Origin of the sequence: Croceicoccus estronivorus (assembly GCF_001625325.1) — a bacterium.
GTDB classification, from domain to species: Bacteria; Pseudomonadota; Alphaproteobacteria; order Sphingomonadales; family Sphingomonadaceae; genus Caenibius; species Caenibius estronivorus.
Genome location: NZ_JRQQ01000001.1, coordinates 104,228 through 129,119, shown reverse-complemented (window position 1 = coordinate 129,119; position 24,892 = coordinate 104,228). Strand labels below are relative to the sequence as shown.

At 60.8% G+C, this 24,892-nt stretch carries 25 protein-coding genes; 14 read left to right on the top strand and 11 right to left on the bottom strand.

The window, feature by feature from the left end; all coding sequences use genetic code 11:
* Window positions 1-22 precede the first annotated feature (22 nt).
* The 3 genes from tatA to tatC are packed head-to-tail and all read left to right on the top strand — an operon-like array spanning window position 23 to window position 1,504.
* On the top strand, window positions 23-265 hold the full coding sequence (gene tatA / locus MB02_RS00630) for a twin-arginine translocase TatA/TatE family subunit (protein WP_067531268.1): 243 nt from the start codon (window positions 23-25) through the stop codon (window positions 263-265).
* A 15-nt stretch (window positions 266-280) separates the two neighbouring features.
* Entirely contained in the window at window positions 281-709 is a 429-nt protein-coding gene (tatB, locus tag MB02_RS00625; RefSeq protein WP_067531266.1) for a Sec-independent protein translocase protein TatB, read from the top strand.
* 3 nt (window positions 710-712) lie between these two features.
* A complete protein-coding gene (gene tatC, locus MB02_RS00620; protein WP_067531264.1) occupies window positions 713-1,504 on the top strand; it encodes a twin-arginine translocase subunit TatC in 792 nt (263 codons plus the stop codon).
* Window positions 1,505-1,511: 7 nt separating this feature from the next.
* Here tatC and MB02_RS00615 read toward each other — a convergent pair whose 3' ends face one another.
* Both MB02_RS00615 and MB02_RS00610 read right to left on the bottom strand, forming a co-directional pair.
* Window positions 1,512-2,819: an amidohydrolase family protein gene (locus tag MB02_RS00615; RefSeq protein WP_082825878.1), complete on the bottom strand. Its 1,308-nt coding sequence runs from the start codon at window positions 2,817-2,819 to the stop codon at window positions 1,512-1,514.
* Window positions 2,819-3,715 (bottom strand): NAD(P)-dependent oxidoreductase, encoded by an 897-nt coding sequence (locus tag MB02_RS00610; protein ID WP_067531262.1) that lies wholly within the window; start codon window positions 3,713-3,715, stop codon window positions 2,819-2,821. The genes MB02_RS00615 and MB02_RS00610 overlap by 1 nt, the downstream gene beginning before the upstream one ends.
* 127 nt (window positions 3,716-3,842) lie before the next feature.
* Here MB02_RS00610 and MB02_RS00605 point away from each other — a divergent pair, with 127 nt between their 5' ends.
* The 4 genes from MB02_RS00605 (at window position 3,843) to MB02_RS00590 (ending at window position 12,465) form a co-directional block, all read left to right on the top strand.
* Entirely contained in the window at window positions 3,843-5,093 is a 1,251-nt protein-coding gene (locus tag MB02_RS00605) for a threonine ammonia-lyase (RefSeq protein WP_067531260.1), read from the top strand.
* A 187-nt stretch (window positions 5,094-5,280) separates the two neighbouring features.
* Window positions 5,281-6,135: an arginyltransferase gene (locus MB02_RS00600; RefSeq protein WP_067531257.1), complete on the top strand. Its 855-nt coding sequence runs from the start codon at window positions 5,281-5,283 to the stop codon at window positions 6,133-6,135.
* The gene (locus MB02_RS00595; RefSeq protein ID WP_235829371.1) at window positions 6,095-8,269 is read left to right on the top strand and encodes an autotransporter assembly complex protein TamA; all 2,175 of its coding nucleotides are present in this window, start codon (window positions 6,095-6,097) and stop codon (window positions 8,267-8,269) included. Before MB02_RS00600 ends, MB02_RS00595 begins: the two co-directional genes overlap by 41 nt.
* Window positions 8,269-12,465, top strand: a complete 4,197-nt coding sequence (locus MB02_RS00590; protein ID WP_067531255.1) for a translocation/assembly module TamB domain-containing protein — start codon at window positions 8,269-8,271, stop codon at window positions 12,463-12,465. The genes MB02_RS00595 and MB02_RS00590 overlap by 1 nt, the downstream gene beginning before the upstream one ends.
* Here MB02_RS00590 and MB02_RS00585 read toward each other — a convergent pair.
* The 6 genes from MB02_RS00585 to MB02_RS00560 all read right to left on the bottom strand — a co-directional run bounded on the left by MB02_RS00585 (window position 12,459) and on the right by MB02_RS00560 (window position 18,013).
* Window positions 12,459-13,061, bottom strand: a complete 603-nt coding sequence (locus MB02_RS00585; protein WP_067531253.1) for a lysozyme — start codon at window positions 13,059-13,061, stop codon at window positions 12,459-12,461. The genes MB02_RS00590 and MB02_RS00585 overlap by 7 nt on opposite strands.
* A gap of 145 nt (window positions 13,062-13,206) precedes the next feature.
* Complete coding sequence (gene glnA / locus MB02_RS00580) at window positions 13,207-14,616, bottom strand: type I glutamate--ammonia ligase (protein WP_067531251.1); 1,410 nt, start codon at window positions 14,614-14,616, stop codon at window positions 13,207-13,209.
* Window positions 14,617-14,687: 71 nt separating this feature from the next.
* A complete protein-coding gene (locus MB02_RS00575) occupies window positions 14,688-15,026 on the bottom strand; it encodes a P-II family nitrogen regulator (protein WP_067531249.1) in 339 nt (112 codons plus the stop codon).
* A gap of 287 nt (window positions 15,027-15,313) precedes the next feature.
* The gene (argC, locus tag MB02_RS00570; protein ID WP_067531247.1) at window positions 15,314-16,237 is read right to left on the bottom strand and encodes an N-acetyl-gamma-glutamyl-phosphate reductase; all 924 of its coding nucleotides are present in this window, start codon (window positions 16,235-16,237) and stop codon (window positions 15,314-15,316) included.
* Window positions 16,234-16,575 carry an SH3 domain-containing protein gene (locus MB02_RS00565; RefSeq protein WP_067531245.1) on the bottom strand — a complete coding sequence of 114 codons (342 nt, stop codon included), beginning with the start codon at window positions 16,573-16,575 and terminating at the stop codon, window positions 16,234-16,236. The genes argC and MB02_RS00565 overlap by 4 nt, the downstream gene beginning before the upstream one ends.
* 55 nt (window positions 16,576-16,630) lie before the next feature.
* On the bottom strand, window positions 16,631-18,013 hold the full coding sequence (locus MB02_RS00560; protein ID WP_067531244.1) for a leucyl aminopeptidase family protein: 1,383 nt from the start codon (window positions 18,011-18,013) through the stop codon (window positions 16,631-16,633).
* A gap of 29 nt (window positions 18,014-18,042) precedes the next feature.
* On the opposite strand from MB02_RS00560, the gene MB02_RS00555 reads away from it, so the two are divergent.
* Both MB02_RS00555 and map read left to right on the top strand, forming a co-directional pair.
* Window positions 18,043-18,936 (top strand): DUF4163 domain-containing protein, encoded by an 894-nt coding sequence (locus MB02_RS00555; protein WP_235829370.1) that lies wholly within the window; start codon window positions 18,043-18,045, stop codon window positions 18,934-18,936.
* A 40-nt stretch (window positions 18,937-18,976) separates the two neighbouring features.
* A complete protein-coding gene (map, locus tag MB02_RS00550; RefSeq protein ID WP_067531242.1) occupies window positions 18,977-19,804 on the top strand; it encodes a type I methionyl aminopeptidase in 828 nt (275 codons plus the stop codon).
* Window positions 19,805-19,834: 30 nt separating this feature from the next.
* On the opposite strand, the gene MB02_RS00545 is transcribed toward map, so the two are convergent.
* Window positions 19,835-20,494, bottom strand: a complete 660-nt coding sequence (locus tag MB02_RS00545; RefSeq protein ID WP_067531240.1) for a heme exporter protein CcmB — start codon at window positions 20,492-20,494, stop codon at window positions 19,835-19,837.
* A complete protein-coding gene (gene ccmA / locus MB02_RS00540) occupies window positions 20,491-21,093 on the bottom strand; it encodes a heme ABC exporter ATP-binding protein CcmA (RefSeq protein WP_067531238.1) in 603 nt (200 codons plus the stop codon). Before ccmA ends, MB02_RS00545 begins: the two co-directional genes overlap by 4 nt.
* A gap of 47 nt (window positions 21,094-21,140) precedes the next feature.
* Here ccmA and MB02_RS00535 point away from each other — a divergent pair, with 47 nt between their 5' ends.
* On the top strand, window positions 21,141-21,434 hold the full coding sequence (locus tag MB02_RS00535; RefSeq protein ID WP_067531236.1) for a 4a-hydroxytetrahydrobiopterin dehydratase: 294 nt from the start codon (window positions 21,141-21,143) through the stop codon (window positions 21,432-21,434).
* Window positions 21,435-21,472: 38 nt separating this feature from the next.
* Here MB02_RS00535 and MB02_RS00530 read toward each other — a convergent pair whose 3' ends face one another.
* Window positions 21,473-22,090 carry a DNA-3-methyladenine glycosylase family protein gene (locus MB02_RS00530; protein WP_067531234.1) on the bottom strand — a complete coding sequence of 206 codons (618 nt, stop codon included), beginning with the start codon at window positions 22,088-22,090 and terminating at the stop codon, window positions 21,473-21,475.
* A 92-nt stretch (window positions 22,091-22,182) separates the two neighbouring features.
* Between MB02_RS00530 and MB02_RS00525 the strand changes: the two genes are divergently transcribed.
* The 4 genes from MB02_RS00525 (at window position 22,183) to MB02_RS00510 (ending at window position 24,722) form a co-directional block, all read left to right on the top strand.
* Window positions 22,183-22,500 carry a 2Fe-2S iron-sulfur cluster-binding protein gene (locus MB02_RS00525; RefSeq protein ID WP_067531232.1) on the top strand — a complete coding sequence of 106 codons (318 nt, stop codon included), beginning with the start codon at window positions 22,183-22,185 and terminating at the stop codon, window positions 22,498-22,500.
* A 70-nt stretch (window positions 22,501-22,570) separates the two neighbouring features.
* On the top strand, window positions 22,571-23,581 hold the full coding sequence (locus MB02_RS00520) for a cysteine synthase A (RefSeq protein ID WP_067531230.1): 1,011 nt from the start codon (window positions 22,571-22,573) through the stop codon (window positions 23,579-23,581).
* 54 nt (window positions 23,582-23,635) lie between these two features.
* On the top strand, window positions 23,636-23,971 hold the full coding sequence (locus MB02_RS00515; protein WP_156495366.1) for a hypothetical protein: 336 nt from the start codon (window positions 23,636-23,638) through the stop codon (window positions 23,969-23,971).
* Window positions 23,952-24,722, top strand: coding sequence for a motility-associated ABC transporter substrate-binding family protein (locus MB02_RS00510; protein ID WP_067531226.1), 771 nt, complete (start codon window positions 23,952-23,954; stop codon window positions 24,720-24,722). Before MB02_RS00515 ends, MB02_RS00510 begins: the two co-directional genes overlap by 20 nt.
* Window positions 24,723-24,892: the final 170 nt, after the last annotated feature.

The window sequence follows — 24,892 nt, the reverse complement described above, 5'->3', positions numbered from 1 at the left end:
AACATGAACTGAGAGAATTCCCATGGGACTTAGCATTTGGCAGCTCCTGATTATTGCCCTGGTGGTCCTCGTCCTGTTCGGGCGTGGCCGGATTTCCGAAATGATGGGGGATTTCGGCAAGGGCATCAGGAGCTTCAAGGAAGGCATGAACGAGGGTAGCGAAACCCCGGTCGCGCCACCGCGTATTGACGGACCGGGCACTGCGCCGAAGTCCGGCGAAACCACAGACAACAAGTCGGCCGACAACCAGCCGACCTCCAACTGATAGCAAGAGGGCGCCATGTTTGACATCGGCGCGTCCGAGCTGCTGCTGATCGTGATCGTGGCGGTCGTCGTTATCGGTCCGAAAGACATGCCATTGGCATTGCGTACCGCAGGCCGCTGGATTGGCAGGATCCGGCGTGTCTCCAGCCATTTCCGTGCAGGCATCGAAACCATGATCCGCGAGGCGGAGATGGAGGAGATGGAAAAGAAGTGGCGGGAGCAGAACGAGCAGATCATGGCCGCGCATCCGGGTGCGGAGATGCAGCCGCTGCCGCCATCGAAGACACCGGCCGGGTCGGAAAACGAAACCTCACCCGCCACGGATGGTACGCCTGTGGCTGAAGCAGGCGCAGATGGCCCGGTTGAAGGACAGAATGCTTCGCGACAACCCGCCGCTGAACCACAGTTGCCCTTTGGTGGCACCCGCAGCCGGGGTGAGCCCTGATTCATGGCTTTTTCGATCAAGGACATCGACGAGACGCAGACCCCGTTGCTCGACCATCTGATCGAGCTTCGGACTCGCCTGTTGCGCTGTGTGCTTGCGCTTGGCGTGGCGTTCGCAGTTTGCCTCTATTTCGCCGAGGATATCTTCGGCTTTCTGGCGCGACCACTGACGGAGGCTTTCCCGCAGGGCGAAGGGCGTCTGATCTACACGAAGTTGTACGAGGCGTTTTTCGTCGAAGTGAAGGTGGCGCTATTCGCTGCCTTCTTCGTCAGTTTCCCGATCATTGCCAACCAACTATGGGCGTTCATCGCACCGGGACTTTATGCAAAGGAAAAGAAGGCCTTCCTGCCCTTCCTGCTCGCAACACCTGTGCTTTTCCTGCTCGGTGCTGCCATGGCCTATTACGTGGTGATGCCCACGGCCTTCACCTGGTTTCTCGGTTTTCAGGGCGACGCGGGAGGGCTCAAACTGGAAGCGTTGCCGGGGACGGGGGATTACCTCGATCTCGTAATGCAGTTCATACTGGCATTCGGGATCAGCTTTCTGCTGCCGGTTCTGCTGCTTTTGCTCAATCGTGCCGGAATAGTGGAACGTCGGCAACTGTCGAGCGCGCGCCGCTATGTCATCGTTGCGATCTTTGCTGTCGCCGCGATTATCACCCCGCCTGACGTCGTCTCGCAATTGCTGCTGGCCACACCGTTGATCCTTCTGTTCGAAGGATCGCTGCTGATCATGTGGTTCGGGGAAAAGCGAGTGGCCAAGGAACAGGCCGAAACAACTGCTGCCGAATCCTGATCTGGTCCTACCAGCCGGGCATCTCCTTGCCGAAAGACTGCGCTGCTTCCTGGCCTGCGACATAGATTCGCGCGCCGCCAATCCAGGTTTCAACCACCTGAACGCCACGCAGATCGGCAGGTGATGACAACATCGGGTCGCGATCCAGCATCACGAAATCGGCACGTGCGCCTTTCTCCAGCCGCCCGAAGCGACCCTCGGCAAAGCCTGCATAGGCCCCGTTGACCGTCATGGCAGCGAGAGCCTGCTCGCGGGTCAGGCGCTCCTGCGGTTGCCATCCGCCAAACGGCTCCCCAGCGGCATTTTCGCGCGTGATGGCCATCGCCATCGCAAGGAATGGCGATGACGGCGTGGTTGCCGTTGCCGACGCGTAAATGGCTCTCACGCCTGCCGCCGTTACGCTTTGCCAGGGTTGTATTTGCGCTGCGCTGGCAGGAGCGGCCGCCATATCGCGTTCGAGCGTGCCGAACTGGAAAGAGACGATGGCCTGGTCGGCAGAGGCTCGGCCCGTCTGTACGGGATCGATTTCGCGCAGATTTTCCAGCCGCCAGCGGCGCTCACCTTGATAGGTCGGTGTCAGTTCGTCGATTGCGTCGAGAACATCGTCCGCAGCCGCATGGTTCGGCGTCGCCACCGCTACCTGAAAGTTGTCGATTGCCGCACGGCTCATTCGGTTGCGTAGCTGGGTGGCGGCGGCTGTCGCTTCACTGCCGCCCGTGTTCGCGGGTGTAATCTGATCGAGATAGAGGCCGTTGAAACGCAGATGGTCGTCATAGAGCCAGGGAGTGGGGCCGGGGCCGCCAATCAATGCCATGTCGTCCACCGCGGCCGCATAGGCCATGATGCGAATGTAGAGGGTGCCCTTGTCGCCGGCACGGCGATAGGTCTGCCAGTCCTCAATCGTCGTGCCCATGTCGGAGACGGCAGTGATGCCTTGTGCTGCAAGCAGGCGCTGGGCTTTCTGCAAGGCGACATCCCGGTCTTCGGGGCGGGGTGGGGGCAATCCGTCCTTGCCCCCGGTCAACGCGGTATAGCCGATCCGCATCAATGCGACATGGGAATCCACGATGCCTGGCACAACGAAGCGGCCTGCCCCGTCGAATTGATAGTCGATCTTTTTCGGACGTTTGTCCTTGCTGGCCAGAAGTTGGACAATCTTGCCGTCTGCATCGAAAATCAGTCCGGTGAAGTGTTCGACCTTGCCGGTTTCATCGAGCGTGACGCCATTGATATTATCAAGCAAAGTGTCGGCCAGCGCCGGGGACGTCAGGGCGAGCCAGGACACCGCGAACGCGGCGGCTTTTTTGACCATCATTACGCGCCGCCTTTCGGCAGCCGACGGATCAGGGCGCTGGTGTCCTGCCTGCCACCACCCATCGCCTGCACTTCGGCGTAGAACTGATCGACCAGCGCAGTGACGGGCACGGAGACGCCCAGCGCTCCGGCTTCCTCGAGCGCATAGCCCAGGTCCTTGCGCATCCAGTCGATTGCGAAGCCGAAATCGAACTCTCCGGCAGCCATGGTCTTCCAGCGGTTTTCCATCTGCCAGCTCTGCGCCGCGCCGCCAGAGACGGCTTCGAGGACCTTGTCCATATCCAGCCCGGCGGCATCGGCAAAACGGACGGCTTCGGACAGAGAGGCCATCAGGCCCGAGATACAGATCTGGTTGACCATTTTGGTCGTCTGCCCGGCGCCGGCACTGCCGATATGGACTATCCGCGCACCATAGGCTGCCATGATCGGGGCAGCCCGCGCCATGGCAGCGTCTGTGCCGCCACACATGATCGAGAGCTTCCCGTTTTCGGCGCCAGCCTGGCCGCCCGATACCGGCGCATCGACGAAATCGAGTCCGGCTGTCGCGCATTCCGTCGCCAGCTCGCGGGCGATCCGGGCAGAAACAGTGGTATGGTCGATGATCAGCGCGCCCGGTGCGAGTGCCCCCAAGGCGCCGTTTTCGCCGCGCATGACGGCGGCCAGATCATCATCATTGCCGACGCAACTGATGACGATGTCGGCATTCCGCGCGGCCTGGGCCGGCGTGTCGGCGAGACGGGCATCGCCTGCATTCGCAAAGCGCCTCAGCCAGGCTTCGCCGCGCGCTGTCGTGCGATTATAGGCAGTTACGGTGTGGCCGGCGTCAAGCAGGTGGCCTGCCATGGGCCCTCCCATCACGCCGAGGCCGAGAAATGCGATATTCTTGCTGTCAGACATGCGGGGCTGTGTAGCGGCTTTTTTCGCGAAACAAATGGTCAATGCGCGCGAAACATGATGGGCGGGGGCTGTCGCACGCATGAATGAAGGTTTCCCATGGGCGCGCTTTCGTTTAGGGCGCGCTGGCATGGAAAAGAGCACGACCCTGGAACAGAATAGCGGAACTCCGCTCCTGACGATCGACGATGTCCGCAAGGCCGCAGAACGGCTCAAGGGTGCGGTTGTCCGCACGCCTACGTTGCGGAGCAAGACGCTGTCGGACATTACCGGGGCGAACATCTGGCTCAAGTTCGAAAACCACCAGTTCACGGCTGCCTATAAGGAACGTGGGGCGCTGAACGCTCTTACGTTGTTGAACGAGGAACAACGCCAGCGGGGTGTGATCGCTGCGTCTGCCGGTAACCATTCGCAAGGCCTGTCTTATCATGGCACTCGCCTTGGCGTGCCGGTGACGATTGTGATGCCGCGCACCACTCCGCACGTCAAAGTGATGCAGACAGAGAGTGTCGGCGGCAAAGTCGTGCTCAAGGGTGAGAATTTCGATCAGGCCTACGAACATGCGCTTAGTATGGAAAAGGAGCTTGGGCTGACTTTTATCCATCCTTTCGATGACCCGATGGTCGCGGCAGGGCAAGGCACGGTCGCGCTTGAAATGCTTGAGGACGTGCCGGAAATCGACACGCTGGCAATCCCAATTGGCGGTGGCGGGCTTGCCACCGGCATGGGTGTGGCCGCGCGCGGGATCAATCCGGATATCAGTCTGATCGGGGTGGAGGCGGAACTGTTTCCGTCGATGTATAACCGCCTGAAGGGGACCAGCCTGCCGTGCGGTGGCGATACGCTGGCCGAAGGCATCGCCGTGCTGGAGCCGGGCCGCTACACGTCTCATATGCTGGCCGGATTGCTCGATGATCTCGTGCTGGTGGACGAAGCGTCGATAGAAACCGCGCTTGCGCTGTTGCTTCAGATCGAAAAGACGGTTGTCGAAGGCGCAGGCGCGGCAGGCCTCGCGGCGGTAATGAACAATCGCGAGATTTTCGCCGGTAAGAATGTCGGCATCGTGTTGTGCGGTGGGAACATCGACACGCGCTTGCTGGCCAATGTCCTGTTGCGCGATCTTGCACGGCAGGGCCGCCTCGCACGGCTGCGGATATTCCTGCAGGACCGTCCCGGTTCGCTTTATCATGCGATGCATGAATTCGACGCTCACAACGTCAACATCATCGAGATCTCTCACCAGCGCATTTTCTCAACCTTGCCGGCCAAGGGCCTGGTTACGGACATTGAGTGCGAGGCGCGGGATCGGGAGCAGCTTGATACGCTGATCCATGCATTGCGAGCGAAGGGCTACACTGTCAGCCAGGTCGAACTCGACTGAGCTGTAAAAGCGCCCGATCTTCCCGCCGACACACATTTATGCGGGCCTAAGGGTTAACTTCTGTGCAAAATTAGATTCGGTTAACCATGAATCTTGGTTAAGGATCTTTCAACATGCGAGTCGGGCAGGCATAAAGCCTGTCATTGCGAAATCGCATGAAAGCATAAAAGAGGACTTTCCCAGTCTCGTGACGGCTCCAATTCGTTTCCCCAGGTTCTACGTGACGAGCCCTGCGCCATGCCCCTATTTGCCGGGGCGGAGCGAGCGGAAGGTGTTCACCGAATTGCGGGGCTCGAATGCGGACGCATTGAACGATGCGTTGAGCCGGATTGGATTTCGCCGTAGTCAGACGGTGGCTTACCGCCCCAGTTGCGCGGATTGTCAGGCCTGTATTTCCGTTCGGGTCGTTGCTGACGAATTTCGGGGATCGTCGACCCAGCGCCGGGACCAGCGCCGCAATTCGGATCTCATCGGCACGGAATGCCGCCCTTGGGCGACTTCGGAACAGTTTGACCTGCTCCAGCGTTATCTCGGTGCCCGGCACCCTGGCGGCGGAATGGCTTCGATGGACGAAATCGATTTTGCCGACATGGTTGAGCATACCCCGGTGACGAGCTCCGTCATCGAGTATCGCGAACCTTCCTGTGGGAAAGAGCCGGGTCGGCTCGTCGGTGCCTGCCTTACTGATCGGCAGGGGGACGGGCTGTCGATGATCTATAGTTTTTACGATCCGGACCACGATGCGCGAAGCGGCCTTGGCAACTATATTATCCTTGACCACATCCGACGCGCGGTCGAAGCAGGCCTTCCCTATGTCTATCTCGGCTATTGGGTCGATGGCTCTGTCCGGATGCAATACAAGATCCGTTACCGACCGCTTGAAAAGCTGGGCCCCAACGGATGGGAGCGGTTCGATCCCGAAGAGCAAGTTCGTCTTATTGCCGAAACCGCTACGGCGCGTGGTAATCGCGCGTCTCCTGTCGACGGCAGCGGGAAAGACGGTGTTCCCGGCGGTCAGGGGCAGTATCAGGTACAGCGCTGATTTTCGTCGCGGTTGGCTGGCCTCTCTCGCGCTTGTCTCTCTTTCAATTCTCGCACCTCCGGCGGGGGCGCAGGACAGATCCGCCTCGCCAGGCCTTGAAGACCTCATCCCCGATAGTGCGATTGACAATCCGGATACTTGGGCGGCCGCCTCAGCCGATGGCGACGCTGTATCCCAGCAAGCTGACGGTCCGCTGACGCTGGATGCCGGGGCGCCATTGGCTGAAATGCCGGAAGTCACGGTGCCCTGGCCGGATGAAACCGAAATTGCCCGGCCCGAACCTCTCGCTCCAGATGACGAAGCGGTACTGGCAAACGAGACTTTCGAGCCGTTTGCCCCCATGCGCAGGGGAAAGCGGGAGCGGCTGTCGTCCGAACTCGTGCTTGTCTTTCCTGAGGACGAGGAAGAATTTCCGCTCCGCAAGGCGTTTGTCGATCGCTTCGAGGCGCTGTCCAATGTCGATGGCCTCGCCAGCAGCAAGGATAACCTGGCCCAGATCGCCGCGCGTGCGCGTCAGGATCAGGAACTGCTTGAGCGGTTGCTGCGCAACTACGGCTACTACGATGGCCAGATTTTGCGCACGGTAAGCGGTTCGGAAAACCCTGAGGCAGATGACCGGCCTGCCGTCCGTTTCGATATCTTGCCGGGGCCACAGTTCCGTTTCGGGGCAATCGACCTCGGTCAATTGCGGCAGGCGCCCGACTATGACGAATTGCGGCGCAGCTTCGAGATCTGGCCGAGTGATCCCTTGATTGCCGACAAGATTGTCGAGGAAAGCTTCGATCTGGATAAAGCTCTCGGTGAGGGTGGCTATCCATTTGCCAAGATTGGCGATCCCGAACTGCTGGTTGATCATGATCGTCAGGAAGGTGACCTGACTCTGCCGGTGTCGCCCGGCGGCAAGTACCGCTTCGCTTCGATTGTGAGCAAATCGCCGAAATTCCTGTCCAGTCGTCACTTGCAGGAAATCGCCCGTTTCAAACCGGGGGACACTTACCGCCGCAGCGATGAAATGGATCTGCGGCGGGCGATCATCGCGACCGGTTTGGTGTCCAGCGTCGCGATAACCCCGCGCGAGGTGGAGGCCCCGTCGGGGGATCAACCGGGCAGGGTGGATATGGATATCGAGCTGACCAAGGCTCCGCTGCGCACCATCAGCGGGGCGGTCGGCTATGGCACGGGTGAAGGTTTCCGGGCCGAAGCGAGCTGGGAGCATCGCAATTTCTTCCCACCCGAAGGAGCCTTGCGGCTGCGCGGCGTGGCGGGCACGCGTGAACAGTTGGCGGGCATCACGTTCAGGCGCAACAATTTTCATGGGCGAGATCGGACTCTCACCATCGACACTTACGCCAATACGGTCCGGCAGGATGCTTACGACGCAAAAACCGTTTCCGCGGTAGCGACCTATGAACGGGTCAGCACATTGTTGTTCCAGAAGCCCTTCACCTGGAGTGTGGGGGTGGAAGTTCTGGCAACTGACGAACGCGTTCCGAAAGTGAATGGCGTAAAACAGCCGAGCCAGACCTATTTCATCGGTGCCCTGCCATTGAGCGCCGGGATCGACACCAGCGATGACTTGCTGAACCCAACCAAGGGTTTCCGGGCGAACGCACGCATTTCACCGGAAATCTCTGTGCAGAATGGCAACAAGTCGACATACCTGCGCACCCAGTTCGATCTTAGCGGGTACCTGCCTGTGGGCGACAAGGTCGTACTTGCAGGGCGTGGCCGTGTCGGTGCGATTGTGGGCGCGCCCGTTGACGATATCGCCCTGTCTCGGCGCCTTTATGCCGGTGGCGGTGGGTCCGTGAGAGGGTATGGCTACCAGCAGGTCAGCCCGCGCAATGCGGAGGGCGATCCGAACGGTGGCCGTTCGCTGGTGGAATTCTCGCTTGAGGCGCGGGTGAAAACGGGAATGTTCGGTGGAGCATTGTCGGTTGTTCCGTTTATCGATGCTGGCGCCGTCAATCGGAGTTCGACGCCTGACCTCAGCGGCCTCCAATTCGGTGCGGGTCTTGGGGTCCGGTACCAGACTGGCTTCGGGCCGTTGCGCGTGGATGTGGCAACTCCGATCAATCCGAGACCGGGCGATGCGCCGGTTGCCGTCTATGTCGGTCTGGGGCAGGCTTTCTGATGAGTGGGGAAGATGCCAGCGAAGTCCCCACGGGCGATGACGATACGCCCGAAGCAGCAGTGAGCCCGCGCCGGCGCCGCACGCGCTACATAGTTTCGCGCGCGCTCGCATTGTTTGTCGGAGCGGTTCTCCTTGCGCTGGTGGTGTTGAATTCGCCCATCGGTCACCGCTTCGTCGCGGACCAGATTGCGAAAATAGCCCCCGCCAGCGGGTTGCGCATACAGATCGGCCGAATCGAAGGCTCTCTCTACGGTCAAGCCACTCTGCGTGACATAACGCTTTCCGATCCCGGAGGGGCGTTCCTGACAGTGCCGGTCGCGGAACTTGATTGGCGTCCATTCCATTGGTTTTTCAGTGGCCTCGACGTTCGTAATCTGACTGCGCGTCGCGGGACTTTGCTGCGTATGCCCGACCTTGAACCGGGCGATCCGGATGCGCCCCTGCTGCCGGATTTCGACATCAGGGTCGATCGTTTTCAACTCGATAACTTTACCGTTGCCGAGGGCGTTCTCGGGGAAAAACGGCGTATAGACCTGATCGCGAAAGCGAAAAAGCAGCCTCGTCGGGCCTATGTGCGTGTGGATGGCAAGCTGGGTGGAGAGGATCGGCTCCATGCCTTGCTTGATTCCGATCCCGATCGCGACCGTTTCGATCTCGATGTCGATTACCGCGCTCCGGCTGGTGGATTCCTGGCTGGGTTGGTTGGATCGCGCCAGGATATGACAGTTCGGATCGTGGGGGATGGCAGTTGGAAGGACTGGAAGGGCGCCTTCCTCGCACGGCAAGACAAAGACAGGCTGGCGGCGTTCACGCTCAGCAACAAGGAAGGCCGCTTCGGCCTGCTCGGACAAGTTTATCCGTCAAAATTGCTGGAAGGGTCCGCCGCAACGCTGCTGGGCGCGAAAGTATCGCTGGGTGGCAGTGCCACACTGAATGAAAGCGTAGTGGATGGCAGGCTGCGGCTCCAGGGCCGCGCGGTCGACCTTACTGCGAACGGGGCTCTCGATCTCGCTGCAAATGCGGCCGATGGCCTCGTGATTGCAGGGCGGCTAACCCGCTCTGACGCCTTGGGCGACGGCATGAAGATCGAGGGCGCCCGGCTGACGGCCCGACTGGATGGACCTTTTCGCGATCTCGATATTCCGCATGATCTCCGCATCGACAGGCTCGATGCCGGAACGAAGCTTGCCGGTATCCGGCAGCAGGGCGTTCTGCATTATGACGGGACCCATTGGGCCTTGCCGCTGGATATGGCCGTGGCGAAGATCGAAACCGGCAATGCGATGGCCGATCCGCTGCTGACCAACGGGCAGATTCAGGGCACGATTTCATTGGGCGAGGGGCAACTGCTCTCGGATGACCTGCGGTTGGCGTTCCCCGGCCTTACGGGCAATTTCTCGCTGCGTGGAGATACTGCGAAGGGGGGCTATGCGTTGGCCGGCCCCATTGCGGCGCGTGGTCTCGCGCTCCAGAATCTGGGTAAGATTGACGGTCAGGCAAAAGTGCTGGCCAAGCTGGCGACAAACGGCGGATGGCTGGTCAAGGCCAATCTGGCGGGACGTATGCCCCAAATCACCAACGATACCCTGGCATCGCTGACTGGCGGCGGAATTCGTTTTCGGGGTGGAATTGCGTTGGGCAGCGACCGGCCGATCCTGTTTGAGAATGTTGCCCTGGATGCGGCCAAGCTGGAATTGCGGCTGGACGGCAGTGTAGCCGATGGCCACACGAAAATCGCGGGCAGGGGCAAGCACAGCGATTACGGACCGTTCACCGTGGAAGCGAGTGTCGCCGGCGACGGGCCGAGAGCTGAGCTGGTATTTGCCGATCCCTTGCCTGCTGCCGGGTTAAAGGACGTGCGCGTTGCACTTGCACCGATCCCGGATGGATTTGGGATCGATACCGGGGGTCAGTCCCTGCTTGGGCCATTTGATGGCAGGGTAAATCTTGTCATGCGCACCGGAGAGCCGACCCGGCTTGCGGTGGAACGAATGACTGTCTCGCGCACCGAATTGTCCGGCGCGCTTACGCTGGGCGACGGTGGAGCTTCTGGAAAGCTTGCGCTGGCGGGTGGCGGGCTCGATGGAACGATTTCGTTGATGCCGCGTGGCGGTGGTCAGGGTTTCGATGTCGCGCTGAATGCCAAGAATGCCCGCTTTGCCGGTGCGACCCCTACGCTGATCCGTTCTGCCCGGATTGAGGCGGGAGGTGTGTTGGGCGGTGATCGTACGCAGGCCAAGGGTTCCATTTATGCTCAAGGGATCAGTCATGGGCAGTTGTTCGTGGGGCGCTTTGCTGCCCGTGCCGGAATCGTTGACGGCAACGGAACATTCAACGCGTCGGTCGCCGGAAGGCGAGGCAGCCGCTTTAGTCTGCAGTTGCAAGGAACAAGCGCGCCCGAACGCGTCACCCTTCTGGCAAAGGGCGAATTCGCCGATCGGGACATAGCCATGCCCCGCCGTGCGGTTCTGACCAAAGCCGGTGAGGGGTGGAAGCTTGCCCCCACACAGCTTTCCTATGGTGATGGTATTGCCATTGCCGAAGGCCGTTTCGGGGGCGGGGGCCCAACCGAAATCGAATTGAAACTGTCGGACATGTCGTTGTCGCTGTTCGACATAGCCTTGACCGATCTCAGTGTCGGAGGGAAAGTTTCCGGCATCGTCGATTACCGCGATAGCGGGGATGAACCGCCTTCCGGCAGTGCAAAACTGGCAGTCGAAGGGCTGACGCGTTCGGGGTTGGTTCTTACGTCCCGCCCGGTCGACCTCTATCTGGTGGCTGAGCTCTCTGCCAAGGAATTGCAGGCACGCGCGGCCATTCGCGAGGGAGGAGAACGGCGCGGCCGTCTGCAGGCCAGGATTAGTGGGCTTCCCCGCTTTGGCGGCATGATGGAGCGTTTGAATCAGGGCGCTCTGTTTGCCCAGTTGCGCTATGCCGGGCCCGCCGACGCAGTCTGGCGTCTGGCAGCGATAGATGGCTTCGACCTTACCGGGCCCGTCGATCTGGCGGCTGATTTCACCGGATCGCTGGCGGATCCCGATGTACGCGGCTCTCTCGCCAGTGACAGCCTGAGGTTCCGTAGCTCGATCACTGGCACTGATGTGCGCAAGATCAGGGCTCGGGGCAGTTTTTCGGGATCGCGCCTGCGCCTGACAAGCTTTGCCGGAGAGGCGAGCAACGGCGGCAAAGTCAGTGGTAGCGGGATGATCGACATTGGCGGGCTTGACGAGCATGGCCCGCAGATGGATCTGCGCCTCGCCGCGCACGATGCCCTGGTGCTCGACCGCAAGGATATGGCGGCAAGAGTCACCGGACCGATGCGGATCGTTTCGGATGGAAATGGTGGAACGATTGCCGGGCGGGTGCGGATCGAAGAGGCAAACTGGCGGCTCGGTTCATCCGCCGGGGTGGCTGAACTGCCCGATATCGCGACGCGGGAAATCAATCTTGCGGCGGACGTGGCACCCCGCGCACGTCCTGCTGCGCCGTGGCGGTACATGATCGATGCCAAGGGCAGCAGCCGTCTGTTCGTGCGTGGTATGGGGCTCGACAGCGAATGGGGTGCGAATATCTCCCTTCGTGGCACAACGAGCGATCCGCGCATTGGCGGCAAGGCGGATATGGTGCGCGGAAGCTACGAATTCGCGGGCACGCGTTTCGATCTCACGCGAGGCAGGATTGCTTTCGATGCCACGGTGCCGCCCGATCCGAGGCTCGATATTCTGGCCGAAACCGATCTCGACAATCTTTCGGTTCGCGTGACTGTCAAAGGCAGCGCCAGCCAGCCGGAAATTGCCTTTAATTCGACACCGGCCATGCCCGAGGAAGAACTGCTTGCGCGCATGCTGTTCGGTGGATCGGTCAGCGATCTTAGTGCTACCGATGCGTTACAGCTTGGGGCAGCACTGGCTTCCCTGAGAGGCGGTGGCGGTCTCGATCCGATCAACCGCCTGCGCACGGCCATCGGTTTGGATCGTTTGCGGATCGTGTCTTCCGATCCAGCGCGGGGGCAGGGAACGGCCATCGCTGCCGGGAAGAATATCGGTAAGCGTGGCTACGTGGAAATTGTGACCGATGGCCAAGGGTATAGCGCGACCCAACTCGAGTTTCGCGTGACAAGCTGGCTATCGCTGCTTGGCAGCGTCTCGACGTTGGGCCGCGAGAGTATGTTGGTGAAGGCGAGCAAGGATTACTGAGCGTAGAGTTCGGCTTCCGCTTCGCGGCGCCTGACAAGACCGCGCAGGACCTGTCCGCCGGCTTTTGACCAACGCCCGAATTCTGCGGCTGCACCGGCGTAGTCGCCAGCGCAATGCTTGCGCGTCAAAGTCGCGCGGTGGATGGCGCCCGTATTGTAATGGAACGAAACCAGTGCGTCGAACTGGTTCTGGCTGGTCGGTGCATGGCTGATCGCCTGATCGACTTCCGCCGCATACCGGGCAATGTCCTGCGACAGGCGCGCGTCGCATTCGCTCTGGCTCCAGACGGTATCTTGGCCGATATCAGCGCCGGTTGCTCCCCAGCCTATAGTCCATGGTTGCCCTCCCGTTCCGGGGTCGGGATAGGCTTCTATCTGCCCGTCCGAACGCCGACGCGCGCACCCTTCGAATTGTTTGATGAGAGTGACCGCTCCTTCACTGGCCTTACGAGGGCGAGCCAGCGGTTCTGGCAAGGAAATGGCGGGTTCCGATTCGATGAGCAGGTCGATTGCGGCATCCAGTGCTGCGACTTCGTGTTGCCGGAAGCCACGTCCCAACAGGTGCCGAACGGTATCGAAGAGAGGTTTTCGGTGCATGGTGTCCAGTCTCGCTGAATTGGCGGGACCGGGCATATAGTGAACAGAATGCCGTGTAGGAAAACCGTTTCAGACCATGGCTGCGGAAACAAAAAGGGCGCCCGGATTTCCGGACGCCCCTCTGGTGATCGTATGAAAGCGCGGATCAGGCGCTGTAATACATATCGAATTCAGCGGCAGTCGGCGTGGTTTCCACACGCATGACTTCCGGCCACTTGAGTTCCATGTAAGCTTCGATCTGGTCGACCGTGAAGACGCCGCCGTCGAGCAGGAATTCATGGTCGGCAGCCAACGATTCCAGCGCTTCGCGGAGCGAGCCACAAACGGTCGGAACTTCTGCCAGTTCTGCCGGCGGCAGATCGTAGAGGTTCTTGTCCATCGCTTCGCCCGGGTGGATCTTGTTCTTGATCCCGTCGAGGCCGGCCATGAGCAGAGCCGCATAGCAGAGGTAGGGGTTGGCCATCGCGTCGGGGAAACGGAATTCCACGCGCTTTGCCTTGTCGCCGCTGCCGTAAGGGATACGGCAGGAAGCCGAACGGTTGCGGGCGGAATAAGCCAGCAGCACGGGGGCTTCGTAACCCGGAACCAGACGCTTGTAGCTGTTGGTCGTCGGGTTGGTGAAGGCGTTCAGGGCCTTGGCATGCTTGATGACGCCGCCGATGAAATAGAGGCAGGTGTCAGACAGGCCGGCATATCCGTTACCCGCGAACAGCGGCTTGCCGCCGTCCCAGATGGAAATGTGCGTGTGCATGCCCGAACCATTGTCGGTCATGATCGGCTTGGGCATGAACGTGGCAGTTTTGCCGTAGGCATGCGCAACCATGTGCACGACGTACTTGTAGATCTGCATGCGATCGGCCGTGTTGACCAGCGTGCCGAACGTCAGGCCCAGTTCGTGCTGGGCAGCCGCGACTTCGTGGTGATGCTTGTCGCAAGGAAGGCCCATTTCGAGCATGGTGGTGACCATTTCACCGCGGATATCAACGGCGCTGTCGACCGGAGCAACGGGGAAGTAGCCGCCCTTGGCACGGGGACGGTGAGCAAGGTTGCCTTCCTCGAATTCCTTGTCCGAATTGGTCGGCAATTCGACATCGTCGATCTTGAAGCCGTTGCCGTTGTAGCCGTCGTAGAAGCGAACGTCGTCGAACATGAAGAATTCCGCTTCCGGTCCGACATAGACGGTGTCGCCAATGCCGCTGGCCTTGACGAAGGCTTCGGCGCGCTTGGCGGTCGAGCGCGGGTCACGGGCATAGAGTTCGCCGGTGGACGGTTCGACGATGTCACAGAAAATGATCATCATCGGCGTCGCACTGAACGGATCGATGTAGACCGCATCGAGATCCGGCTTCAGAATCATGTCGGATTCGTTGATGGTCTTCCAGCCTTCGATCGACGAGCCGTCGAACATCAGGCCTTCTTCCAGTTCGTCCTCACCGATGACGGAAGAGACCATCGTCAGGTGCTGCCACTTACCTTTGGGATCGGTGAAGCGCAGATCAATCCATTCGATTTCCTCGTCCTTGACCTGTTTGAGGACGTCCTTTGCACTGGCCATTTCGGTATTTCCCTTCTGTGCCGATTGAACACTGAGCCGCCCTTCGGCGTAAGCGGCCCGGAAACTGGTGTTTAGATTGCGTCGTCGTCGCGTTCGCCGGTCCGGATACGGACTGCAGCCTCGACCGGGCTCACGAATATCTTGCCATCGCCGATCCGTCCGGTCTGCGCTGCGGAGGCAATCGCCTCCACGACCCGGTCGGCGGTTTCGTCACTGACGACGACTTCCAACTTCACCTTGGGCAGGAAGTCGACGACATATTCCGCGCCGCGATAAAGCTCGGTGTGGCCCTTTTGGCGTCCGAAGCCTTTTGCCTCCGTTACCGTGATGCCGGATACGCCTGCTTCATGCAGCGCTTCCTTCACCTCGTCGAGCTTGAACGGCTTGATGATCGCCTCGATCTTTTTCACTTCTTCAAAAACCCCCGCACATCGAGCCGGCCCCGCAGGGAGCGAAACCGGGATGTCACACTATCCTTGGCCTTTTCCTAATCAAGAATCATGCCAAGGCGCTCACCAGTGGATTAGGCCATTGCGACCGCGTGTAAAAGGGAGGAATCTGCCATTTGCGGTCAGGAAACGATTGCGACGGCCAGTGCCGTTGCACCCTACGGTTAACGCGTGTGCAAATATTGGTCAGATCGCTGCCCGATTCTTAGGCATTCCTTGTAAAATGGCAGCCTCACCCTGACAGGTGGCTACAAACGGAGGCCTGCCGTTTCAGGCAGGCCCGCCATCAGGTTAAGCGATTGAACAGCCGCCCCGCTGGCCCCTTTTCCAAGGTTATCGAGCATCGCGACAAGCCGTGCCTGGCTGCCATCGTCAGAGGCGAACACATGCAATTCCAACCGGTCGCCAGGTTCGCGGGCTTTGCGCAGCAGCAACTCGCTACCGGGATCCCGGCCCATATGTACGACCGGGCTGCTGGCATAGAAATTGGCCAGCCATTCCCGCATGGCTTCAGGTGTGCCCGCGCCCTTCATGGCGGAAAGAGGAAGCGGAACTTCCACGACCATGCCGCGATGGGCAGGAATTACGGCAGGTGCGAATAGAGGAGCTATTGCAAGACCGCAGCGGGCCTGCATTTCCGGCACATGTTTATGTCCGAGCTGCAACGCGTAACCGCGCCATGCGATGTCGCCGTCCTGTTCGAACCGTTCGATCAATGCCTTGCCGCCGCCGGAATAACCGGAGACAGCATTGCAGGTGTAAGGCCAGTCAGCCGGCAGCAGTCCGGCTTTCACCAGAGGGGCGATCAGCGCGATGAAGCCGGTGGAATAGCATCCGGGATTGCTGACCCGGTCGGCGTGAGCCACGGCTTCATGCCCCACAACTTCGGGAAAGCCATATGTCCAGCCATCTGCCACCCGATGCGCGGTCGACGCGTCGATGATCCGCACTTTGGCCCCTTCGGCCAATGCCACGGCTTCGCGAGCGGCATCGTCGGGGAGGCACAGAATGGCGAAATCGGCGGCATGAAATGCATCGCGTCTCGCACTGGCATCCTTGCGCCGTTCATCGTCGAGGATCAGGAGAGAGATCTCATCCCGCCCGCTCAACCGCTCGGCGATTTCCAGGCCGGTGGTTCCTGCCGCGCCATCGATGAATACCGTGATGCTCATGCCTCACCCAATGTTTCGAGTGGAAGATAGCCGACCAGACCGTCGTCTCCGACCTGGCCCCATGCCCAATTGCCCGCAATGTCGAGCACATTGAAGACGGTTCCGCTGGCGAGCATCGCCAGTTCCTCGGCATCCGTCCTGGCAATGCTTCGAAGCAACGAGTTATCCTTAATGACGACGCGGGCCATCGGGACGGCATAATGGGGCACGAAACAACGCCCTGCGAGGCGAACATGCGCGAGATCCCCACGCAGGGGCAAATGCGCGGCGTCGAGCTGTTCGCTCGGGCCGGACAGGGTCAACTGGCCGGTGGGGATGGTCAGTGCAGTCAATTCCATGTGCCCTTCGAAACGGAAGAGCGGGCGCTTAGCCCCGCAAGGCCCCTCTATCAAGTTATCCGTAGCGTTCCTGCAGCATCTTCCACGCCGCGCGCAGGCCCAGCGCTTCCCCGCCTTTGGGGCGTCCCGGCTTGGCCGCCTGCCGCCATGCGTAAGTATCGAAGTGAGCCCAGTCGATGTCTTTCCCGACGAACTTGTCGAGGAACAAGGCTGCAATGGTGGCGCCTGCAAAGCCGTTGGAATGCGTGTTGTTGGTGTCTGCGATGTCCGATTTCAGCCAGTCGGCATAACCTTCATGCAGCGGTAACCGCCAGATCTCATCGTTGCTGGCCCTGCCAGCGCTAATCAGAGCATCGGCAGTTTCATCATATCGTGTGAACAGCGCTGGCAAATCGGGCCCCAGCGCGACCCGCGCGGCACCGGTCAGAGTAGCGAAATCAATGATCAGATCGGGCTTTTCCTCGCTTGCCCGGACAAGCGCGTCGGCCAGGACAAGGCGGCCTTCAGCGTCCGTGTTGCCAATCTCCACTGTCGTGCCCAATCGTGATTTGAGCACATCACCAGGGCGGAAGGCGTTGCCCGAAACGGCATTTTCCACTGCGGGCACCAGCAGATGCAGGCGCACTTTCAGGCCTGAGCCCATGACGAGTCCCGCCAGTGCCAGGGCATGAGCGGCACCGCCCATGTCCTTCTTCATCAGGAGCATTGCCGATGCGGGCTTGATGTCGAGGCCACCGGAATCGAAGCATACACCTTTGCCGACAATGGCGAGGCGTGGGGCCTTGGGGTCGCCCCATGTCAGTTCGATCAGGCGCGGTGCGTGATGGCGGCTGGCCGCGCGACCGACGGCATGCACCATCGGATAGTCGCGATGCAGGGTGTCGCCCCGGACCACGTTGAGCTCAGCCCGATATGTCTTCGCCAGCAGTTCGGCTTCGGCCTCGATGTCAGAGGGCCCCATATCTTCGGCAGGTGTGTTGACGAGATCGCGGACCTTGTTCACCGCTGCCGCTTCGGCCAGCGCAGGTCCGACGGCCCTGGCATCTTTCGTGAGCAGAATGCGCGGCCCGGTGGCCTCCTTGTCCTCGCGGTAGCGCGTGAACCGGTATTGCGCAGTCTGCCAGCCCAGCAGGGCCTTGCCGGGCTCGCCCTGTGCCAATGCATAAGTTCCGGCAGGCAGGATTTCGGCCAGTTTCGCAAGGCACCAGCTTGAAAGCGCTGCGGGGTCGCCGACACCTCCGACTGCAAACCAGGTGTCGCCGTCCGGTACGATGGCGGTTTCGCCTTTGTGGCCTGCAAACCTTTGTGCTGCCAGCGCAGAACGCTGCGCTTTGGACAGTGATTTCAGCCAGTCGCCCAGATTATCCTTGGTAACGAGATGAATGGGAATGGAGTTTTGCCCACGGTCGGGCTGGATCAGCGCATGTTTGTCCGTCATATTCCTGCTTCATGCCTCAGGGAGTCGATATGCGCGAGAAGAATCCGCATCGCGGCCTGCCAGTGCTGGCGGGCCTGGTAGCGATCATGATGGCGGGGTGCACGCCGGACAACAGCAGTTCCGAGCCGAAAGGCAAGGCAGCTTCACCGGACGGAGAGGTTGCTGCCGAGACGGACAAGGCAGATGCCGCTGTTCCCGATCCAGCGGCAGTGGATGCTGCGGCGAAGGATCTTGCGTCCGGCCCGGTGGGTGGGGCGAGAGCGATCGATGTCGAATATGACGATTACACGTTTCACTATGCCTATCCCGCACAAGCCGGACAGATCCCGGAACTGAAAGCGCAGCTCGATGCCGATGCGGAAAAGAAGCGCACGACCCTGGCGAAGGAAACGGCGGAATTCCGGGTCGAAGCGGAGAAGGACGGCTTCCCATTCCGCCCTTATGCCCAGTCGACCGACTGGGCCGTGGTAACGGATCTTCCGAATTGGCTCAGCCTTTCGGCGGAGATCTACGCCTTTACCGGCGGCGCACACGGCAACACCACCTTCGACAGTTTGCTGTGGGACAAGAAGGCGGGGCAGCAGCGCAAGCTCATGTCTCTTTTCACGTCGTCTGCGACCCTGGCGAAGGCGGTCCAGCCCGCGTTGTGTGATGCGCTTGACCGTGCTCGCGCGAAAAAGCGAGGCAAGAAGATCGTACGCGATCAGAGCGACTGGATGAGCGCTTGTATCGGGTTGGAGGATACGATCCCGATTCTCGGTTCCTCCAGCGGGAAGGCTTTCGACCGTATCGGCTTCCTTATCCCACCTTATGCGGCGGGACCTTACGCCGAAGGCAGCTACGAAGTGACACTGCCGGTCACATCGGCGATCCTGCGGGCCGTGAAGCCGGAATTCAAGGAAAGCTTCGCGACCGGCCGCTGAATACTCGCATTTTGTGCCGATGCTCGCTACATGGCGAGCCATGACACAATACCAGACGATTACTTCCGACGATACTGTGCTGCGGGACGGCACGATCAAGCTGCATGGGCCCGAAGCTTTCGAAAGTATGCGCAAGGCCGGTCGGCTGGCTGCGGAAATCCTCGATGCGATGGTTCCGCTGGTGCAGCCGGGAGTGACCACTGGCAAACTTGATGATGTCGTCCGTGAAATGACTATGGATGGCGGAGCGGTTCCGGCAACCCTCGGCTATCGCGGATACGAACATAGTTGCTGCATTTCGATCAATCATGTGGTTTGCCATGGCATTCCATCCGACAAGGCGCTGAAAGAGGGCGATATCGTCAATATCGACGTCACGCCGTTGCTCGATGGTTGGCACGGGGATTCCAGTCGGATGTATCTTGTCGGCGACGTATCGCTGAAAGCGCGGAGGCTGGTTGAAGTCACACATGAATGCCTCATGCTCGGTATCGAAAAGGCACGGCCGGGTGCACGGCTGGGGGATATCGGCGCCGCAATTCAAGCACATGCGGAGCAATTCCGTTATGGCGTGGTACGGGAATTCTGCGGGCACGGCGTCGGGCGTCTGTTTCACGATGCGCCAGAAGTAATTCATGCGGCACGGGCTGGCACCGGGCCTGAACTGAAGCCAGGCATGTTCTTCACCATCGAGCCGATGATTAATCTCGGCAAGCCGGGAGTGAAGCTGCTCAATGATGGTTGGACTGCCGTGACACGCGACAAGTCGCTGTCAGCGCAGTTCGAACATTCCATCGGCATCACTGAAGATGGATGCGAGATATTCACGCTTAGCCCGAAAGGGCTGGATAAGCCGCCTTATCAATGAACCGCCCGACTGGGTGGGTTTGCATGTGCGCTAATCCCGGGCAGCGCGGATCGCGCCTCCTGCTGCAAAAGGCGTGATCGCCAGAAGGACCAGGCTGATCGCGGCTGTTAGCGCGAGGCCGCTTTCGCCTCCGGTGGACAGGCTCCCCGCCCCGAAGATGAGGATCGGCACGGCCAGCGGGATCAGCAATAACCCGGCCAGGGCTGCGCCGGATCGTAGCGAAGCGGTGAGTGCGGCGATCAACACGCCGATCGCCGCCAGTCCCGGCGTGCCTGCCAGCAATCCAAGCTCGACCGTGCGCAGGGTTGAACCGTCTATGCCCAACAGGGCGGCGGCGGGCAGTGCCGCAAGCATCAGGAGCGGGCCGAAGCTCAGCCAATGCGCGACGATGCGCACTGCCATTACCGCTTCCTCGGCAATACCGCGCAAGGCCCATTGGTCGAAAAAGCCGCGCTCCAGGTCGGGGGCGATCAGTCGGTCGAGTGGAAGGATGGCCGCAAGCAATGCCGCGACCCACACGACGCCGCCTCCGGTGCGCGCGAGTAACGGGGCATCAGGCCCAACCGCAAACGGATAGAGCATCGCGACGGCGAGAAAAAACAGCAATGGCAACAGGCTCCCGCCGCCGCGTCCACCGGGGACCAGCAAGGCGCAATCGCGCAGGAAAATCCGCCACAAGGCGCCCGTCACGGCGCGTACCTTTCCAGTTCGAAGCGGGCCAGTTCGGCCAGCATGAATGGCTGGTGCGAGGCGATTATGGCGGTCCCCCCCGCGGCACAATGGTCTGCAACCAGAGCTTCCACTGTCGCGACCGCATTGCGATCGAGCCCGTTCAGAGGTTCGTCCAACAACCAGGTATTCGCCTGTTGCCCCGCGAGTCTGGCCAAGGCCGCCCGCTTGGTCTGACCGGTGGAAAGATAGCGGACAGGCACATCGAGCAGGTGGGTCAAGCCCAGCCGCTCGGAAATTTCCCCTGCATGTGCGGATTGGGCTCCGTCGAGCCGGGACCAGAAATCAAGCGCCTTGCCGAGGGGCAGGTAGGGATCGAGCGCTGGCCGTTCGTCGAGCAAGGCAATGGTGCCTTCGCGGGTTACGGTCCCGGCAAACGGCCTCAGCAATCCGGCAAGCATCCGAATGAGGCTGGATTTGCCGATGCCGTTCGGTCCCGCAAGATGCAGGGCCTCGCCCGGACCGACCGCGAAATGCAGCCCGCGAAACAGCAGTCTGTCCCCGCGGCGGCAGGCAAGGTCCGTCACGGTAATTGCCGGTTGTGGCAGGGTGGCTTGCATCGCGCAGCGGGATAGGGGAAAGGCGTCACCCTGCCAAGGAGAGTGAGATGTCGGTAACGCAATTGACGGAACAACAACGCACGGATGCGCTTGCGGCCTTGCCGGAATGGAGCCTGCGGGACGATGGCCTCGCTATCGAGCGGACGTTCCTGTTCAAGGATTTCAGCGAAGCATTCGGCTTCATGACGCGGGCGGCGCTGTTGGCTGAAGTGCAGGACCATCATCCGGAATGGTTCAATGTTTACAACCGGGTTCAGGTGACGTTGACCACCCATGATGCGGGTGGCCTGTCCGAGCGAGACGTGAAAATGGCGACTGCAATGGACGCCTTGCTGGCCTGAATGGGAGGCGTTCGCCGGGAGATGGGGGCAGAGACTGTCTAAAGCGCCGGGTTGTCGTAACAGTGCCAGGTGAAGATCGCGACTGCGCCACGGTGCGGTCGCCATGCTTCGCCCAGCGCCCGTGCGGCTTTTTCATCGGGGCGTGCGTCGAGTGCCAGTATCCGGTGCAGCCCGGCTTGCACCCCAAGGTCTCCGGCGGGCCAGATGTCGGGGCGCCCTTCTGCGAACAGCAGGTAGATTTCTGCGGACCAGCGACCGATGCCCTTGATCCGGGTCAGTTCGGCAATCGCAGGTTCGTCTTCTTCCGGCAGGCGGCTGAGGTCGAGGGAGCCATCCGACACGAGTTCGCACAGGGAACGGGCATAGCCCTGCTTCTGGCGGGAGAGGCCGCAACCACGCAGGGTGTCGAAATCGGCGGCGAGCAGATCGTCTGGCGCGAGGTCCGGGCCGAAACGGCTTTCCAGCTTGGCCCATACGGACGCCGCCGCGGCCACGCTGACCTGTTGGCCGACAATCGTGCGCAGGAGCGTGCGGTAGCCTGTTTCGCGGATGCGGGGCTCGGGATACCCGGCCTTTGCCAGCGCGGCAGCCATCGCTGGTTCCCGGCTCGCAGCAAAATCGATCCCGGCCTGCAGTCTGCTGGCGTCCAGTCCCATGGTACCTCCGGCTTGTCAAATGGGTCGCCAAGCCCTAGCACGCGCGCGAACTGCCCGACAGGGCGAACATCTCTTGAGGGAAGTGGGAAAATATGCCGAAACTGATCGTGGTAAACCGTGAAGGCGAAGAAAAGACCGTTGATGCCGAAAGCGGCGTTTCCGTAATGGAAGCAATCCGTGACAATGGTTTCGACGAGCTGCTGGCCCTGTGCGGCGGCTGCTGCAGCTGCGCCACCTGCCATGTCTTCATCGACCCGGCTTTCGCGGGCAAGTTGCCCGAAATGAGCGAAGACGAGAACGACCTGCTCGATAGTTCCGATCATCGCAACGAAACATCGCGTCTGTCCTGCCAGGTGCCGCTGACGGACGATCTGGACGGCCTCAAGGTCACGATCGCGCCCGAAGATTGATCCCGGGTAGCAGGGCCGCCTGCGCGCAATGCATTGCAGCGGCAGGCGGCAGGCTCTAACTCATGCAGTCATGACCGCACCACCTATTCGCCAAAGCACGCTCGACCTGATCGGCAACACCCCGCTGGTTCTGCTCAAGGGGCCTAGCGAGGCCGCCGGTTGCGAGATCTACGGTAAATGCGAATTTGCCAATCCCGGCGCATCGGTCAAGGATCGGGCGGCCTTGTGGATCGTGCGTGACGCGGAAGCGCGCGGGGATCTTAAACCCGGCGGAACGATCGTCGAGGGAACGGCGGGCAATACCGGTATCGGTCTTGCGCTGGTCGGTAACGCGTTGGGCTACAAGACGGTCATCGTCATGCCCGAGACTCAGTCGCGCGAGAAGATGGACACCTTGCGTGCGCTGGGCGCGCAACTCGTGCTGGTGCCGGCGGCCCCCTATTCCAACCCGGGCCATTTCGTGCACACTTCGCGGCGGCTGGCGCAGGAGACGGCGGGGGCGGTCTGGGCCAATCAGTTCGACAATACGGCCAACCGCAAGGCGCATATCGAATCGACCGCGCCCGAATTGTGGGAACAGATGGAGGGCCGGATCGACGGTTTCACCTGTGCGGCGGGCACTGGCGGTACGATTGCGGGCGTTGGGCTGGGGCTCAAGGCATTTGACGAGAACATCGCGATTGCGCTGACCGATCCCCATGGTGCGGCGCTTTATAATTATTTCGCGCATGGTGAGCTAAAGGCCGAAGGCAGCTCGGTGGCCGAAGGGATTGGCCAGGGGCGGATCACGGCCAACATCGAAGGAGCGCCCATCGACACGCAATTCCGCATTTCCGACGAGGAAGGGCTGGAATGGGTCGGGCGGCTGCTGAAGGAAGAAGGGCTGTGCCTCGGCCTGTCGTCGGGCATCAATGTCGCCGGCGCGGTTGCGTTGGGTAGGCAGCTGGTCGCCCAGGGCAGGACAAACGCGCGTGTCGCCACCATTCTGTGCGATACCGGCTTTCGTTACCTGTCGTCGCTCTACAATCGCGAATGGCTTGAGGCCAAGGGTCTTCCCGTTTTCGGCTGGCTTAAGGATTGACTGTCCGCCTGCACGGACTAGCTTCATTTCATCATGCCGGCCCTTGAGAACATCTTGCAGTCTGAGAAGGACAGCGATTCTGAAGCAGTTGCCGCGTTGCTTGGCGGCAGGCGGGCGGAGACGATCCGTCGCTTGCAGATCGGCTTGGCTGGCCTCGCTGCGATGCTGATGATGATCGGCCTTGCCAATATCGTGATGGATCGCGCCAAGGAAACGGAAGCCACGACGGTCCCAGAGGCTGCCTCCACACTCGCGCCGGAACCGAAGGCGACACCGGTGCGGGATCCACTGGCTGACGCGGGTGTAGTGCCCGATGTTCCTTCTTCGTCGACGGTCAAGCAGGATAGCGAGGCGCAAAAGGCCGCCGCCAATGGCGCGCCGCAGCCTTAAACTCGCCATCGCGTCACTCGTTCTGGTCCTTGCCATGGCTGCCGGTGGCCTGGCGTTGAGCGGATCGTCACGGGACAAGCCGGAACTGGGCCTGTTTACCTCCTTGCCGATCTATTGGGCGGAAGCCGACGATGTCGGTGCGTTGCTGTCCAGCCGGGACGATCCGCACTGGGTCCGCAGCGCTCTCGAAAGAGATTTCGTACTCAAGCCAATCGATCGACTTGATGGAGGTGAGAACGCAGGTGAGCAGGGCAATGCGCTAACGTCGTTGCATTACCTTATTCTCGCCCAGCCGCGCGCCTTGTCCCCTGCGGAAAACGTGGCGCTTGATGCATGGGTTCGTAGTGGTGGGCGGCTTCTGCTGTTTGCTGATCCGATGTTGACGGGGCATTCGGAGTTTTCGATCGGTGACAGGCGGCGGCCGCAGGACGTGGTTCTCCTGTCGCCCATTTTGAGCCATTGGGGGTTGGAGCTTCAGTTCGATTTCGCCCAACCTGCCGGAGAACGGCAAGCAGCCCTGTACGATGCTGAAGTACCGGTGGATCTACCCGGTCAGTTCGTCCTTCGTGGTGGGAGCGAGGGTGTTTCGTGTGCACTTGGCGAACAGGGCCTGGCTGCTGAATGCGCTATTGGCAAAGGCCATGCGGTAATCCTTGCCGATGCAGCCTTGCTCGATGGGGATGCTCCCAACCCGGCTCAGCGCACAAAGGCGCTGTCCACGGTGATCCAGCGGGCGTTCGGCGGGCGCTGATATTTCTCGACCGGATAGACCGGTTTTCAAGACAAGCTGAGCATTCGGGGAAATTGCGGGACGCAATGGGGGTGGCGTTTGGCCTATCTCGGAGAGTCGCGGGATTTTGCGGGTTTTCCGGAAGAACATTATATGAACCAATGACTTGGCAACATCTCAAGCGAATTTAT